This is a genomic window from Mesorhizobium sp. M1A.F.Ca.IN.020.04.1.1 (genome assembly GCF_003997315.1).
Lineage (GTDB): Bacteria > Pseudomonadota > Alphaproteobacteria > Rhizobiales > Rhizobiaceae > Mesorhizobium.
The window spans coordinates 1-16,162 of sequence record NZ_RZSN01000136.1 but is presented as its reverse complement, the minus strand read 5'-3'; the positions used below and the strand labels follow the sequence as shown (position 1 = coordinate 16,162).

Genomic DNA, 16,162 nt, shown 5'->3' with positions numbered 1-16,162 from the left:
GCGTCAAAGTCGAGTTCGCCGTCGAGGGCATGGGCGAGATGGGCAGCATGGACGATCACGCCGAGTGATCATTTCGAAATTAGAGGGACAATTCATGAAGAAGTATCTTTTGGCGGTGGGCGCGGTTCTGGCGCTCGGGACAAACGCCGCGCTTGCGCACATCACGCTCGAAACCCAGGAAGCGGCCGTCGGCTCGACCTATAAGGCCGTCCTGCGCGTGCCGCATGGCTGCGAGGGCAAGGCGACGACCGCGGTGCGCGTGCAGATTCCGGAAGGCGTCATTTCGGTCAAGCCGATGCCAAAGCCCGGCTGGACGCTGCAGACCAAGAAAGGCCGATACGAGAAATCCTACCAGCTCTATGGCGAGACGCTGACCACCGGCGTCAAGGAAGTCGACTGGAGCGGCGGCAACCTGCCGGACGAATTCTATGACGAGTTCATTTTCCGTGCTTCGCTCGCCGCCGATCTTCCGGCCGGCCAGATGCTCTATTTCCCGGTGGTCCAGGAATGCGGCGATGCCGCCGATCGCTGGATCGAGATTCCGGCGGCGGGACAGGATGAGGATGCACTGGAAAATCCGGCGCCCGGCATCAAATTGCTGCCGAAGAAATGATCTCTCGATGGCGCGTCCCATTCGGGCGCGCCGTCCCTTCTCGAAAGACCGCATGAACGCAGCAGCAACTTTCCCAATCCGCCTGACGGGCATGCGCATCGGGCCAGTCGCCAGCGGCCTGTTCGCGGCTTTCGTACTCGTGCTGCTGCTGGTGCTTCCCGGCCGCGCCCTCGCGCATGCGGCCTTGGTCGCGACCGATCCGCCCGATGGTGCGGTGCTGTCGCAGAGTCCCGCGCGGTTCTCGCTGACCTTCAGCGAGCCGGTTTCGCCCCTGGTGCTCACTCTGGTGCGGCCGGACGGCACGCAACTTTCGCTGACCTCCTTCCGGCTCAACGATCAGACCGTCGAGATCGATAATCCGGAAAGGCTCGAATCCGGCACGCATGTGCTGACCTGGCGGGTGATTTCGGAGGACGGCCATCCGGTCGGCGGCTCGGCGCTGTTTTCCGTCGGCGCGCCAAGTGCTGCGCCGGTAGCGGGCGAAGCCGTCGATTTGTCGCTGCGCACGGCAATCTGGATGGGTAAGCTCCTTCTCTATGCCGGGCTGTTCCTCGGCGCCGGCGGCGCCTTCGCGCTCGCCTGGCTCGCTGGAGACTGTCGCTGCGGCCAGGGTTTCGTTATCGGCGCTCTTCTGTGCGGACTGGCCGCCGCCCCGTTCTCGCTCGGATTTCAGGGGTTGGACGCGCTCGGCGCGCCGCTCGCCCGGTTTGCGGCGCCCATCGTGTGGGAGACCGCGCTTGCCACCAGCTTCGGCTGGACGGTGCTTGCCGCCCTGATTGCACTCGGCCTTGCCTTGCTGTCCCTCGCCGGACCGCGCGCTCTTGGCAAGCTGCTTGCGCTCGCCGGGCTCGTCGGTGTGGGCACGGCGCTTGCGGCAAGCGGCCACGCCAGCGCCGCCGAGCCGCAATGGCTGACGCGGCCCCTGGTTTTCCTGCATGGCACAGCCATCGCCTTCTGGAGCGGCGCGTTCGCACCGCTCGGCCTTGCGTTGCGTTGTCAGCCGGCGAAGGCCAAAATCTTCTTGCGCCGGTTTTCGCGCGCGATCCTGCCCGTGGTTGCCGTGCTTGCGATAAGCGGCATCGTGCTGGCGATCATCCAAGTGCGCGAACCGGCAGCGCTGATCAACACCGCCTATGGCCGCCTGCTGCTGCTGAAACTGGTCCTGCTTTTGTTCCTGTTCACCCTTGCCTCCGTCAACCGATGGACGCTGACCGCGCCTGCCGAAACGGGCGACACGGAAGTGCAGCGGCGGCTGGCGCGTTCGATCGGCATCGAGACGCTGATCGTGCTTGCCATCTTCGGCGTCGCCGCCGGCTGGCGCTTCACGCCGCCGCCACGCGCGCTGGCGATCGCCGCAGCGCAGCCGGCCTCGATCCACATCCACACCCTGCAGGGGATGGCCGATCTCAGCATCACGCCCGGCCATGCCGGCCAGGTTGCCGCCTCGATGGTGATCATGACCGGCGATTTCGGCCCGATGGATGCCAAGCAGGTGACCCTGGTGCTGTCGAAGCCGGATTCCGGCATCGAGCCGATCAAGCGGCCGGCGACGAAACGCGGCGACGGCACCTGGCGCGTCGAGAATCTCGTCATCCCGCTGCCCGGCCGCTGGAACGCCCGGCTCGACATCCTGGTTTCCGATTTCGAGATGGTGAAGATTGAAGCGCCAATTGATATCAGAGCCGACTGACCTAGACCGCGACACAATTCGGCGAGGCGGTTGACGCCGTCGCGAAGGCCCGTCAATCATCCGTCCAAAACGCGGCTTCAACAAAAGTTCGAAAGCAGGGAAGAAACGATGGAAAAAGCCGAAATCGGCCTGATCGGCCTTGGCACGATGGGCTCCAACCTGGCACTCAACATCGCCGAGCACGGGCACCGCATCGCCGTCTTCAACCGCACGCCGTCGCGCACCGACGCCTTTGTCGAAAACGCCGGTCCGCTGAAGGACATGATTGTGCCCTGCTACAGCCTGGAGGAACTCGCCGCAGCGATCCGGCCGCCTCGGCCGATCATCATCATGGTGCTGGCCGGCAAGCCGGTCGACGAGCAGATCGCGGCGCTGCGCGGCGTGCTCTCCGACAACGACATCGTCATCGATGCCGGCAATGCCAATTTCCGCGACACGATGCGGCGCTTCTCCGAGCTGTCGGGCTCCGGCCTGACCTTCATCGGCATGGGCGTGTCGGGCGGCGAGGAGGGCGCGCGCCACGGGCCGTCAATCATGGTCGGGGGCACGGAAGACTCCTGGAAGCGCGTCGAGAGGGTGCTGACGGCGATTTCCGCCAAGTTCAAGGACGAGCCTTGCGCCGCCTGGCTCGGCACCGACGGCGCCGGACATTTCGTCAAGACCATCCACAACGGCATCGAATATGCCGACATGCAGATGATCGCCGAGATTTACGGCATACTGCGCGACGGTCTCGGCATGGAGCCGAAGGAGATCGGCAGGGTCTTCGACGGCTGGAACAAGGGCAGGCTCAACTCCTACCTGATCGAGATCACCGCCAAGGTTCTCGCAGCCGACGATCCCAAGACCGGCAGGCCGGTGGTCGACATCATCCTCGATCGCGCCGGCCAGAAGGGCACCGGCAAATGGTCGATCATCGAAGCGCAGCAGCTCGGCATTCCGGCGACGGCCATCGAGGCTGCCGTCGCGGCGCGCGTGCTGTCGTCGATCAAGGACGAACGGCAGGCGGCGGAAAAGGCCTACGGCAATATCGGAGTCGAGAAGATTTCCGGCGACAAGGCGGCGCTGCTGAAGGATCTCGAGCTGGCGCTGTTCGCCGGCAAGATCGCGGCTTACGCGCAAGGTTTTGCTGTGATGAGCGGCGCCTCAAAGGAATTCAACTGGAGCCTGCCGATGCCGACCATCGCCAACATATGGCGTGCCGGCTGCATCATCCGCTCGCAGATGCTGGACACAATGGCGGAGGCCTTCGGCTCAGGCGGCGCCTCGACCAATCTCCTGATGGCGCCGGCCTTCATCGCCATGATGAAGGAGGCGCATCCGTCGCTCAGGCGCATCGTCGCGCGGGCCTCCGAAGCCGGCTCGCCGGTGCCGGCGCTGTCCTCGGCGCTCGCCTATTTCGACAGCTATCGCCAGGGCCGCGGCACCTCGAACCTGATCCAGGCGCAGCGCGATTTCTTCGGCGCGCACGGCTTCGAGCGCATCGGCGAGGAGGGGGCGTTCCATGGGCCGTGGGGAAGCGGCGCCGCCTAGAGTCAGGTTAGGCCAGCGTGCAAAGGGCGGCTTCCTGCGCTCCCGGTCCTACTCAAGGACGCTTCCAGTTCTCGGAAGCCGCCGACTCGGCCTGACCTGACTCTCAACTCGCGCCAGTCAACCCCGATAGGGCAGGACCTCGCTCGGTTTACTCAGCGATTGCAGTGAGCCAGGTTCCTTGCCGCCGATCCAGCCGAGCACAGCGCGGGCAAGCTCGGAGCCGGCGAGCCGGAAATTCTCGTTCACGACCAGCAGTTCGCGCCGGAACAAATGCAGCACTTCCGAGGACTGTTTCGACACCACGTCGACATCGCTGCCGAGTTTCAGGCCGGCGTCCTCGATGCCTGCAACAACGGCGAGCGTGGCGGCGGCGGCGCTGCTGACGATGCCGTCCGGACGGCTCTCGCGGCGCATGAGCTGCGCAGTTCGCATCCTGATCTGCTCGATCGTGTGGTCGATGGAGACGGTGTTGAACGGCACCTCGCTGGCGCCGACTTCGCTCAGCGCATCGGCAAAACCGTTCACCGTGTGGTCGTAATAGGTGAGGCCGACCGGCGGCGTCACCAGAGCCAGCCGGCGCCGGCCCATGCCGGCGAGATGGCGGACCGCCTCGCCGGCGAAAGCATAGTTGTCGAAGTCGTGATAGGGATGCACCAGCCCCATGTCGGTGCGGCCATGCGTGGCAAATGGGATGCCGCGTTCCAGCATATAGCGGGCGCGCGGGTCGTTGGGCTGCGTGCGTGAAATGATGACGCCATCGGCGGAGCCCGTCTCCACCAGATAGCGCACCGGATCCAGCGGGTCCTGCGAGCGCGAATAGGGCGTGACGATCAGGTGATAGGGCGTGTCGGCGATCACCTCGGTGACGCCGTAGATGATGTCCGAGACGAAGCTCATCAGCTCGTGCTCGGTGTTGAGCACCAGGCTAATGACGTTGGTCTTGCCCGTCCTCAGCCTCACGCCGGCGCGGTTCGGGCGATAGCCGATCTGCTTGGCGACGAGCTGCACGCGTCGCCTGGTCTCGGCGCCGATCTCCGGCGCGTCCTTCAAAGCGCGCGAGACGGTGGTGACGCCGAGCCCGGTCATGAAGGCAAGCGTCTTCAGCGTCGGCCGTTCCTTAGCCGACGTGTCGTCGTCCTTCTCGTTTGCTCGTCTGTCCATTCGTCCCGCCCGTCAGGCGCATAGCAGCCGCGAAGCCGGCCGGCAATCGCGCCCATCGCATTTGCGCGGCCTTCAGCCCGTGACACGGTGCAATATACTGAAACGTTACAGGTTGCCAACGCCCGTGATCAATGGGCAGGTCGCACTCGTTGCGGTCAGCGCCGGAGGGGTGGACTGAAAGCCACTGGGATCATAAACAAATCTCGATTTACCTCTGCTTTTGCATCGATTGGCCGCACCATCGACTCCCCGGCAGGCCTTTGGAGAGGATTTTGTTCGCGCCTCGAAGAAATCTCATGCCGTGCCATTCGAGGGGTTGCCTATATCGGGCATTTGCCGTATCGAAAATCTGTAACGTTTCAGATTCTGGGAGGAACCGAAATGCGATACAAATTCCTGACCGCCGCGTTCGCCGCGACGGCCGCGCTGAACTTCGCCGGACCGGCGGCCGCGACCGATCTCGAAGTCACGCATTGGTGGACTTCGGGCGGCGAGGCGGCGGCAGTGGCCGAACTTGCCAAGGCGTTCGACGCGACCGGCAATCACTGGGTCGACGGCGCCATCGCCGGTTCCGGCGGCACAGCGCGGCCGATCATGATCAGCCGCATCACCGGCGGCGATCCGATGGGCGCCACCCAGTTCAACCACGGCCGGCAGGCGGAGGAGCTCGTTCAGGCCGGGCTGATGCGCGACCTCACCGATCTCGCAACCAAGGAAAAGTGGACGGAAATCGTGCGGCCGAAGAGCCTGCTCGACTCGTGCACCATCGGCGGCAAGATCTATTGCGTGCCGGTCAACATCCATTCCTGGCAGTGGCTATGGCTGTCGAACGAAGCCTTCCAGAAGGCCGGCGTGCCGATGCCGAAGGACTGGAATGAATTCGTGGCGGCTGCGCCGGCGCTGGAAAAAGCCGGCATCATCCCGCTCGCCGTCGGCGGGCAGCCCTGGCAGGCGTCCGGCGCCTTCGACGTGCTGCTTGCCGCCGTCGGCGGCACCGACGCCTTCCTCAAGGTCTACAGGGACAAGGACGCCAAATTCGCAGGCGGTCCCGAAATCGCCAAGGTGTTCAAGGCCGCCGACGACGCCCGTAAGATGGCCAAGAACACCAATGTGCAGGACTGGAACCAGGCGACCAATCTGGTTATCACCGGCAAGGCCGGCGGCCAGATCATGGGCGACTGGGCGCAGGGCGAGTTCCAGGTCGCCGGCAAGACCGCCGGCAAAGACTACACCTGCCTGCCCGGTCTCGGCCTGAACGAGGTCATCGCCACGGGCGGCGACGCGTTCTACTTCCCGCTGCTCAAGGATGCCGACAAGGCCAAGGCTCAGGAAGTTCTGGCCGAGACGCTGCTCGACCCGAAGACCCAGGTCGCCTTCAATCTCAAGAAGGGCTCGCTTCCGGTGCGCGGCGACGTCGACCTCAACACGGCGAACGACTGCATGAAGAAGGGCCTCGCCATACTCGCGAAAGGCGCGGTGATCCCGTGGACCGACCAGCTCTTGTCGCAGGACAGCCAGAAGCAGAAGGAGGATCTGTTCTCCGAATTCTTCGCCAAGCCCGACATGACGCTCGAAGAGGCGCAGAAGCGCTTCGCCGACATCATCGCGTCGGCAGACTGATCAACGGCGCCCCCGCCAGCTCCCGGCCCCCGCCTATCCGGGGTCCGGAGCGTGATGCCCTCATTGTCCCAGCCCGGCTGCCGAGATGAGCAACAGCGAACGCCCCAACCAGCTTTTACGCAACCTCAACGCCAAGGTCGCATCGATCCCGATGATCCTGACCGCGCTGGTCGTCTTCGTCGGCGGCACGGCCTGGACGGTGCTCTATTCCTTCACCAATTCGCGGCTCTTGCCGCGGCTGAATTTCGTCGGCCTCGACCAATATTACCGGCTATGGGCGACGCCGCGCTGGCTGGTGTCGATCGAGAACCTTTTGATCTACGGCGTGATCTCGCTGGTGTTCTCGCTGGTGATCGGCTTCATCCTCGCGGCATTGCTCGATCAGAAGATCCGCTTCGAGGACACGTTCCGCACGATCTTCCTCTACCCTTTCGCCCTTTCTTTCATCGTCACCGGGCTGGTCTGGCAGTGGCTGCTCAATCCCGATTTCGGCATCCAGCGCGTCGTGCGAGACCTCGGCTGGACGAGCTTCAGCTTCGATCCGCTCTACAATTCCAGCATCGTCATCTACGGCATTTCGATCGCGGCCCTCTGGCAAGGCACGGGACTGATCATGTGCCTGATGCTCGCCGGCCTGCGCGGCATCGACGAGGACATCTGGAAGGCCGCACGGGTTGACGGCATACCGATGTGGAAGACTTATGTCTTCATCATCATACCGATGATGCGGCCGGTCTTTGTCACCACCTTGGTGATCATCGCCGCCGGCATCGTCAAGGTCTATGACCTTGTGGTGGCGCAGACCAGCGGCGGTCCGGGTATCGCTTCCGAAGTGCCGGCGAAATACGTCTACGACTACATGTTCTTTGCCCAGAATCTCGGCCAGGGCTTTGCCGCCTCGACCATGATGCTGCTCTCGGTGGTAATCGTCATCGTGCCTTGGGCCTATCTCGAATTCGGAGGCAAAAAGCATGGCTGAAGCTGCTGCCTCCATGTCCGGTGATGCTCTTCGGCGCGAAGCCGTGTCGCGCGATGCATCGGGGCCGAGCGGAACGAAGCCGCGGCACGTGCTCTCGCGTCGCAACATCTTCCTCTACGGCACGCTGATCGTCGTGGCGCTCTATTATCTGCTGCCGCTCTACGTGATGATCGTCACATCGCTGAAGGGCATGCCGGAAATCCGCCTCGGCAACATCTTCTCGCCGCCGCTGGAGATCACCTTCGAGCCTTGGGTCAAGGCGTGGTCGCAGGCCTGCACCGGGCTCAATTGCGACGGGCTGTCGCGCGGCTTCTGGAACTCGGTGCGCATCACCGTGCCGTCGGTGCTGCTGTCGATCGCGATCGCTTCGGTCAACGGCTATGCCTTGGCCAACTGGCGCTTCAAGGGCGCCGAAACCTTCTTCATCATCCTGATCGTCGGCGCCTTCATTCCCTATCAGGTGATGATCTACCCGATCGTCATCATCCTGCGCGAGATCGGCATCTACGGCACGCTGACCGGCCTCGTGATCGTGCATTCGATCTTCGGCATGCCGATCCTGACGCTCCTGTTCCGCAACTATTTCACGTCCATGCCGGAGGAACTGTTCCGCGCGGCGCGCGTCGATGGCGCCGGTTTCTGGGGCATCTACCTGCGCATCATGCTGCCGATGTCGCTGCCGATCTTCGTCGTCGCCATCATCCTGCAGGTGACCGGCATCTGGAACGACTTCCTGTTCGGCGTCGTCTACACCCGCCCCGACACCTATCCGATGACGGTGCAGCTCAACAACATCGTCAACTCGGTACAGGGCGTGAAGGAGTACAACGTCAACATGGCCGCGACCATCCTGACCGGCCTTGTGCCGCTCATCGTCTACTTCGTTTCCGGCAAGCTCTTCGTGCGCGGCATCGCCGCCGGCGCGGTGAAAGGATGATGATGGCAGCAGCGATCGCCAATCCTAGCGTTTCGATCCAGGACCTGTCGCTGAATTTCGGCGTCATGTCGGTGCTGAAGACGCTCAATCTCGACGTCGCCGAGGGCGAGTTCATCGTGCTGCTCGGGCCATCCGGCTGCGGCAAGTCGACCTTGCTCAACTGCATCGCCGGCCTGCTCGACATCTCCGAGGGCCGCATCTTCATCAAGGGCAAGAATGTCACCTGGGAGGAGCCGAAGGATCGCGGCATCGGCATGGTGTTCCAGTCCTACGCGCTCTACCCGCAGATGACGGTGGAAAAGAACCTCTCCTTCGGCCTGCGCGTCGCCGGCGTGCCCAAGGACGAGATCGCCAAACGCATCGCGCGCGCGGCGGAGATCCTGCAGATCGAGCCGCTGTTGCAGAGGAAGCCGTCGGCGCTTTCCGGAGGCCAGCGGCAGCGCGTGGCGATCGGGCGGGCACTGGTGCGCGACGTCGACGTCTTCCTGTTCGACGAGCCGCTCTCCAACCTCGACGCCAAGCTGCGGTCGGAATTGCGCGTCGAGATCAAGCTTTTGCACCGCAGGCTGCAGAACACGATGATCTACGTCACCCACGACCAGATCGAGGCGATGACGCTGGCCGACCGTATCGCGGTGATGAAGGGCGGCGTCATCCAGCAGCTCGATGCGCCCCAGACGATCTACAATCGCCCGGTCAACCGCTTCGTCGCCGGCTTCCTCGGCTCGCCGGCGATGAATTTTATCAAGGGGCACCTGGAAGCAAGCGACGCGCCGGTGTTCAAGGCCGACGGTGTTTCGGTGCCGCTCGGCCGTTATCAGTTCGACAACGAAGGCGGGCGCGCCGCCAAGCCCTGCGTGTTCGGCATCCGACCGGAGCATATCGCTTTTGGCGAAGCGGCGAGGGCCATGCCGTTCACCGCCGAGTCAACTGTCGAGATTATCGATCCGATGGGCTCCGACACGCTGGTGTGGACGAAGCTCGGCGGCCAGATCCTCTCCTTCCGCGTCGAAGCCGACAAGACGCTGCGCAACGGCGATGCGATACGCATCGGCTTCGATCCGGCGCGCGCCTCGCTGTTCGACGCCGAGACCGACAGCAGGCTCTAACCTCCCAGACCACAACCTCCCGGAACCATCAACAGAACGGACAGACAGATGAACTGGTCATTCCAACTTTACAGTGCCCGCAACTTCCAGCCATGGGACGGCGTGCTGAAAATGCTCGGCGAACTGGGCTACAAAGAAGTCGAAGGTTTCGGCGCCGTCTATGACGATCCCAAGGCTTTCCGTGCCGAGCTCGACAAGAACGGGCTCGCCATGCCGACCGGGCATTTCTCGATCGATGCGCTGGAGAAGGATTTCGACGGCGTGCGCAGAATTGCCGATGCGCTCGGCATCTCGCTGCTCATCTGCCCCTACCTCATGCCCGATGCGCGGCCGGGCGATGCCGCCGGCTGGCGCGGCTTCGGCGAGCGACTCGCCAAGGTGGGCGACACCGCGAAGAAGGCCGGCTACGGCTTTGCCTGGCACAACCATGATTTCGAGTTCAAGCCGCTCGCCGACGGCTCGCTGCCGCAGGAGCACATCCTGTCGGCTGCGCCCGACATCGGCTGGGAGATGGACGTTGCCTGGGTGGTGCGCGGCGGCGCCGATCCGCTGCCCTGGATCGAAAGGCACGGCAAGCGCATCAGTGCCGTCCACGTCAAAGACATGGCGAAGCCGGGGGAGGGGCTGGACGAGGACGGCTGGTCGGATGTCGGTCACGGCACCATCGACTGGGCGGGCCTGATCAAGGCGCTGCGCGCGAAAAGCGCGACGAAGTACTTCGTCATGGAGCAGGACAACCCCAACGACATCGAGCGCTTCGCCCGTCGCTCCATCGAATCCGTCAAGAATTACTAGGACATACCATCATGGCAAACAAACTTGGCGTAGGCGTCATCGGCTGCGGCAACATCTCGAAGGCGTATTTCTCGCTGGCGCCGCTCTTCCGCGGCATCGAGATGCGCGCCTGCGCGGACATCAACATGGACGCGGCGAAGATGCGGGCGAAGGAGTTCAAGCTCCGCGCCGAGACGGTCAACGACCTTCTCAAAGATGACGACGTCGACATCGTCGTCAACCTCACCATTCCGGCCGTGCACTATGACGTGTCGAAGGCGGTGCTCGACGCCGGCAAGCACGTCTATTCGGAAAAGCCCTTCGTGCTGTCGGTCAAGGAAGGGCTGGATCTGAAGAAGCGTGCGGAGAAGAAGGGACTGCGCATCGGCTCGGCGCCCGACACGTTCTTCGGCGGCGCGCATCAGCTGGCGCGCGATCTGATCGACAGCGGCAAGCTTGGCAAGATCACCAGCGGCACCTGCCATGTGATGGGCCATGGCATGGAACACTGGCACCCCAATCCCGACTTCTTCTTCCAGCCGGGCGCCGGTCCGGTGCTCGACATCGGCCCGTACTATGTCACCAACCTGATCCAGCTGATCGGGCCGGTGAAGCAGGTCGCGGCTTTCGCGGCGACGCCGGCCAAGGAGCGCACCATCAGCTCCAAACCGCGCGCGGGCGAAAAAATCCCGGTCAACACGCCGACCACCATCCATGCGCTGCTGGAATTCGCGAATGGCGCGGTGGTGACACTCAACACCTCGTGGGACGTGTGGAGCCACGGCCATGCGCCGATGGAGCTCTACGGCGAGGCGGGCACCGTCTTTGTGCCGGACCCGAATTTCTTCGGCGGCGAAGTCCGCTTCACCGATGCGACCAAGCCGGTGAAGAAGCTTCCCAAGTGGGATCATCCGTTCGGCGTGCCCAATGAGATGCACAGCCAAGGCATGATGGCCAACTACCGCACGGCAGGTCTTGCCGATATGGCGATCGCGATCGGCGAAGGGCGGCCGCACCGCTGCTCGATGGAGCTGGCGCTGCATGCCGTCGATGTCATGACCGGCGTCCTGCGCTCCGGCGAAAGCGGCAAGTTCGTCGCCATGCAGACGACCTGCGAGCGGCCGGCGGCGCTCGGCATCAAGGAAGCGAAGGCGCTGCTGGCGAAGAAAAAGTAGGTGGCAACCCCTCTCCCCGTTTCGGCGGGGAGAGGGTAAAGGTGCGGGGCGAGCATCGATTCAAGTCACTTAGCGGCGATCCCGGCCGCCTTCCCAAGGATTCCCTATGCCCTATGTCGCCGCCGAGAATCGCTACGAGAAGATGATCTACAACCGGTGCGGACGGTCCGGCCTCAAGCTGCCGGCCATCTCGCTCGGGCTGTGGCACAATTTCGGCAATGACACGCCGCACAAGACCAAGCAGGCGATCGTGCGCAGAGCCTTCGACCTCGGCATCACGCATTTCGATCTCGCTAACAATTACGGCCCGCCGCCCGGCTCGGCCGAGACCGCCTTTGGCGAGATCCTGCGCACCGATTTCGCCGCCTATCGTGACGAGCTGATCATCTCGACCAAGGCCGGCTACGAGATGTGGGCCGGCCCCTACGGCGAATGGGGCAGCCGCAAATATGTGCTGGCGAGCCTCGACCAGAGCCTCACGCGGATGGGGCTCGATTACGTCGATATCTTCTATTCCCACCGTTTCGATCCCGAGACGCCGCTGGAAGAAACGATGAGCGCGCTCGACCAAGCGGTGCGCTCGGGCAAGGCGCTCTATGCCGGCATCTCCTCCTACAATTCGCAGCGCACCCGCGAGGCGGCCGACATCCTGCGGCGGCTCGGCACGCCCTGCCTGATCCACCAGCCGAGCTATTCCATGCTCAACCGCTGGGTCGAGGAAGACGGGCTGCTCGATACGCTGGAAGGGCTCGGCATCGGCTCGATCGTGTTCTCGCCGCTGGCGCAGGGCATGCTGACCGATAAATATCTCGGCGGCATCCCGGAAGGCAGCCGCGCATCCCAGGGCAAGTCGCTGCGTCCGGCCTTCATCAACGATAAGTCGGTCACCAACATCAAGGCATTGAATGCCATCGCCGGCCGGCGCGGCCAGACGCTGGCGCAGATGGCGCTGGCCTGGGTGCTGCGCAAGGGACGCGTGACGACGGCGCTGATCGGCGCCAGCCGGCCGGAACAGGTCGAGGATTGCGTCGGGGCTCTCAAGGCGCTCGACTTCAGCGACGCCGAGCTTGCCGAGATCGACACCTATGCGCGCGAGGCCGACATCAATCTTTGGGCGGCATCCGCCGAGCGCAAGGGACCGCCGCGCAAGTAGCCCGCGCCGGGCCGCCAGCTGCGGAAACAGTGGCAAAGATGCGCGTTCGTCGCTATCTCATGGACCAAAGGCCGTTCGCGTGCGCAGTCGGCACGCGAAACGACGCGACGACCGGACGGACAAGATGACGGCAAGGGATGCGCTGACCAAGAACCAGTTGTGCGTGCTTGAGAAGCTCGAAGCCGCCAGCGGGCCGCTGAGCGCCTATATGCTGCTCGATCAACTGCGCGAGCGCGGCTTCCGGGCGCCGCTGCAGGTCTACCGCGCGCTGGACACGCTGGTGAAGTCGGGCTTCGTGCACCGGCTCGAAAGCTTGAACTCCTTCGTCGCCTGCGCCGAGCCGCACGACCACAGTCATTCGATGACCGCATTCGCCATCTGCGACAGCTGCGGCCAGGTAACCGAAATGTCCGACCATGATGTCGACCACCGGCTGGACGAATGGGTGCGCTCGACCGGCTTCGCCGCCAAGAAGGCGGTGATCGAGTTTCGCGGGGTTTGCGCGAAGTGTAGAGCTGAGGCGGCTTAGCCCCTCGAGTCGTCATCCTCGGGTCAAGCCCGAGGATGACGAAGGTATCAGTGCGCCTCGTCCCAGTTGTCGGCGGCCCGCGCATCGACATGCAGCGGCACCGACATCGAGACCGCCGGCATCGGCGCGTTCTCCATCACGCGGCGCACCACGGGAATTGTCGCTTCGACTTCCGCTTCCACCGTCTCGAAGATAAGCTCGTCATGCACCTGCAAGAGCATGCGGGCCGACAGCTTCGCCTTCTCCACCGCCTCTTCCATGTGCACCATGGCGCGGCGGATGATGTCGGCCGCAGTGCCCTGGAGCCTCGCATTGATCGAAGCGCGCTCGTTGAAGGCGCGAACCGACGGGTTGGAGGACCTTATCTCCGGATAGTGGATGCGGCGGCCGAAGATCGTTTCGACGAAGCCGTATTCGCGCGCATAGGCCTTGGTTTCCTCGATATAGTCGCGGATGCCCGGGAAGCGCTCGAAATAGCGCTTGATGTAGGCGCTCGCCTCCTCGCGCGGGATCGACAGCTGGTTCGCCAGACCGAAGGCCGAGATGCCGTAGATGATGCCGAAATTGATCGCCTTGGCACGCCGCCGCACTTCCGAAGGCATGCCTGCGACCGGCACGTTGAACATTTCGGACGCGGTGATGGCGTGGATATCGGCGCCGTCCGCAAAAGCCTGCTTGAGCTGCGGGATTTCGGCGACATGGGCCAGCACGCGCAATTCAATCTGGCTGTAGTCGGCCGAGACCAGCTTGTGGCCCTTTTCGGCGATGAAGGCGGTCCTGATCTTGCGGCCTTCGGCGGTGCGCACCGGGATGTTCTGCAGGTTGGGATCGGAGGATGACAGACGACCGGTCGTCGTCGCGGCCAGCGCATAGGAAGTGTGGACGCGGTTGGTGCCGGCATTGATGAAGCCGGGCAAGGCGTCGGTATAGGTCGATTTCAGCTTGGTGAGCTGGCGCCAGTCGACGATCTTGCGCGGCAGCTCGTGGCCTTCGGCGGCGAGGTCTTCCAGCAGCTGCGCCGAGGTCGACCACTGGCCGGTCTTGGTCTTGGAGCCGCCCGGCAGCCCCATCTTGCCGAACAATATGTCGCCGAGCTGCTTCGGCGAGCCGATGTTGATGCGCTCGCCGACGATGCCATAGATCTCTTCCTCGGCGCGGGCGGCGCCTTGCGCCAGCTCACCCGACAGTCTGGAGAGAATCTGGCGATCGACCGAAATGCCGCGCTGCTCCATGCGGGCGAGCACGGGCACAAGCGGCCGCTCCAGCCTTTCATAGACGGAGACGAGACCCTTGGCGGCGAGCCGCGGCTTCAGCAATTGCCACAGCCGCAGCGCCAGATCGGCCTGCTCGCCGGCATAGGCGGTCGCCCGCTCGATGTCGACCTGGTCGAAGCCGACCGCGCCCTTGCCCGAGCCGGCAAGCTCCTTCTTCGTGCCTGGCGCATGGCCGAGCCACTTCTCCGACAGCGAGGCGAGGTCATGCCCGCCGGATGTGCCGGCGTCGAGCACGTAGGAGATCAGCATCGTGTCGTCGAACGGGCCGACCTCGATACCATGCCGGCTCATCACGACGATGTCGTATTTCATGTCCTGGACGATCTTGAGGACCGACCGGTCCTCGAGCAGGGGCTTGAGCAGAGCCAGCGCGTCGCGGACCGGGACCTGGTCCGCCAGCATGCCGCCGCCAAGCAGGTCGCCATTGCCGCTCGTGTGGGCGAGCGGCACGTAGGCGGCGCGGCCCGGCGCGATCGCCATGGACAGGCCGATCAAGTCGGCCTGCATCGGATCGGACGAAGAGGTCTCGGCGTCGAAGGCAAGGATGCCGGCTTCCCTCGCTTCGGCGATCCAGGCCTTCAGCGCGGCCGTATCGCGAATGGCGACATAGGCCGCGGGATCGATCTTGCGCGCCGTCGCCTGCTCCAGCCGCAGCGCGGAGAGCAGGGAAGGCGTATCGCCCTGCGGTGGGGCATCCTGGGGCCTGACCGGTGCTGCAGGCTTCGCGGCGCCGTTCGGCGTCGCCGCCGGTCTTGAGGCAGTCGGCGTGCCGGCGCCGACATCGGGACCATGTGCGGTGTCGGCGCGCTCGATGGTGACACTGGAAGCCTGGACGTCGCCGATCTCGGTTGCAGTCGCTTCCGCGACGCGGCGTGTCAGCGTGGTGAACTCCATCGTCTTCAGGAAGCCGATCAGCTTCGGCCCGTCCGGGGCATGCAGCACAAGGTCGTCCAGCCCCTCCTTGAGCGGCACGTCGTTCTTCAACGTCACCAGCTCGCGCGAGATGCGCGCCTTGTCGGCATTGGCGATGATCGATTCGCGCCGCTTTTCCTGCTTGATCTCGCCGGCGCGCGCCAGCAGGCCGTCAAGGTCTCCGAACTGCTCCAGAAGTTGCGCCGCGGTCTTCGGGCCGATGCCGGGCACGCCGGGCACGTTGTCGACGGAGTCGCCGGTCAGCGCCTGCAGGTCGATCATCTTTTCCGGTGGCACGCCCCATTTCTCGATTACCTCGGGAATGCCGATCTGGCGATCCTTCATCGGGTCGTACATGCCGACCGTCGGGCCGACCAATTGCATCAGGTCCTTGTCGGAGGAGATGATGGTGGTGTCGGCGCCGACCTCGCAGGCTAGGCGGCAATAGGTGGCGATGATGTCGTCAGCCTCGAAGCCTTCCATCTCGATGCAGGGCAGGTTGAAGGCCACGGTCGCCTGGCGGATCAGGCCGAATTGCGGGATCAGGTCTTCCGGCGGCGCCGAGCGGTTGGCCTTGTATTCGGGATAAAGATCGCTGCGAAAGGTCTTCGCCGAATAGTCGAAGATGACGGCAAAATGGGTCGGCACGATGCCCACGTTCGTGTTGCGGGCGTCCTGCATCAGCTTCCATACCATGTTGCAG

At 64.1% G+C, this 16,162-nt stretch carries 13 protein-coding genes; 11 read left to right on the top strand and 2 right to left on the bottom strand.

The window, feature by feature from the left end; all coding sequences use genetic code 11:
• The first annotated feature begins 94 nt into the window (after positions 1-94).
• The 3 genes from EOA49_RS23245 to gndA all read left to right on the top strand — a co-directional run bounded on the left by EOA49_RS23245 (position 95) and on the right by gndA (position 3,836).
• Positions 95-613, top strand: a complete 519-nt coding sequence (locus EOA49_RS23245) for a YcnI family protein (protein WP_095780096.1) — start codon at positions 95-97, stop codon at positions 611-613.
• A gap of 52 nt (positions 614-665) precedes the next feature.
• Positions 666-2,303, top strand: coding sequence for a copper resistance CopC/CopD family protein (locus EOA49_RS23240; protein WP_127240078.1), 1,638 nt, complete (start codon positions 666-668; stop codon positions 2,301-2,303).
• A gap of 108 nt (positions 2,304-2,411) precedes the next feature.
• A complete protein-coding gene (gene gndA, locus EOA49_RS23235) occupies positions 2,412-3,836 on the top strand; it encodes an NADP-dependent phosphogluconate dehydrogenase (RefSeq protein WP_127240077.1) in 1,425 nt (474 codons plus the stop codon).
• Positions 3,837-3,953: 117 nt separating this feature from the next.
• On the opposite strand, the gene EOA49_RS23230 is transcribed toward gndA, so the two are convergent.
• Positions 3,954-4,997, bottom strand: a complete 1,044-nt coding sequence (locus tag EOA49_RS23230; RefSeq protein ID WP_127240076.1) for a LacI family transcriptional regulator — start codon at positions 4,995-4,997, stop codon at positions 3,954-3,956.
• Positions 4,998-5,378: 381 nt separating this feature from the next.
• Between EOA49_RS23230 and EOA49_RS23225 the strand changes: the two genes are divergently transcribed.
• The 8 genes from EOA49_RS23225 to EOA49_RS23190 all read left to right on the top strand — a co-directional run bounded on the left by EOA49_RS23225 (position 5,379) and on the right by EOA49_RS23190 (position 13,273).
• Positions 5,379-6,617, top strand: a complete 1,239-nt coding sequence (locus tag EOA49_RS23225) for an ABC transporter substrate-binding protein (RefSeq protein ID WP_067318935.1) — start codon at positions 5,379-5,381, stop codon at positions 6,615-6,617.
• A gap of 85 nt (positions 6,618-6,702) precedes the next feature.
• Positions 6,703-7,596, top strand: coding sequence for a sugar ABC transporter permease (locus EOA49_RS23220; protein WP_127240075.1), 894 nt, complete (start codon positions 6,703-6,705; stop codon positions 7,594-7,596).
• Positions 7,589-8,533, top strand: coding sequence for a carbohydrate ABC transporter permease (locus tag EOA49_RS23215; protein ID WP_127240074.1), 945 nt, complete (start codon positions 7,589-7,591; stop codon positions 8,531-8,533). Before EOA49_RS23220 ends, EOA49_RS23215 begins: the two co-directional genes overlap by 8 nt.
• Entirely contained in the window at positions 8,533-9,642 is a 1,110-nt protein-coding gene (locus EOA49_RS23210; protein WP_164746707.1) for an ABC transporter ATP-binding protein, read from the top strand. Before EOA49_RS23215 ends, EOA49_RS23210 begins: the two co-directional genes overlap by 1 nt.
• Positions 9,643-9,690: 48 nt before the next feature.
• The gene (locus EOA49_RS23205) at positions 9,691-10,437 is read left to right on the top strand and encodes a sugar phosphate isomerase/epimerase (protein WP_127240073.1); all 747 of its coding nucleotides are present in this window, start codon (positions 9,691-9,693) and stop codon (positions 10,435-10,437) included.
• Between the two features lie 11 nt (positions 10,438-10,448).
• Positions 10,449-11,591, top strand: a complete 1,143-nt coding sequence (locus EOA49_RS23200; RefSeq protein WP_095800586.1) for a Gfo/Idh/MocA family oxidoreductase — start codon at positions 10,449-10,451, stop codon at positions 11,589-11,591.
• A gap of 106 nt (positions 11,592-11,697) precedes the next feature.
• Positions 11,698-12,744 carry an L-glyceraldehyde 3-phosphate reductase gene (gene mgrA / locus EOA49_RS23195; protein ID WP_067318927.1) on the top strand — a complete coding sequence of 349 codons (1,047 nt, stop codon included), beginning with the start codon at positions 11,698-11,700 and terminating at the stop codon, positions 12,742-12,744.
• A gap of 124 nt (positions 12,745-12,868) precedes the next feature.
• On the top strand, positions 12,869-13,273 hold the full coding sequence (locus EOA49_RS23190; RefSeq protein WP_059184736.1) for a Fur family transcriptional regulator: 405 nt from the start codon (positions 12,869-12,871) through the stop codon (positions 13,271-13,273).
• 47 nt (positions 13,274-13,320) lie between these two features.
• Here EOA49_RS23190 and polA read toward each other — a convergent pair.
• Positions 13,321-16,162, bottom strand: a 2,842-nt coding sequence (polA, locus tag EOA49_RS23185) for a DNA polymerase I (RefSeq protein WP_127243370.1), incomplete at its 5' end; no start/stop codon positions are given.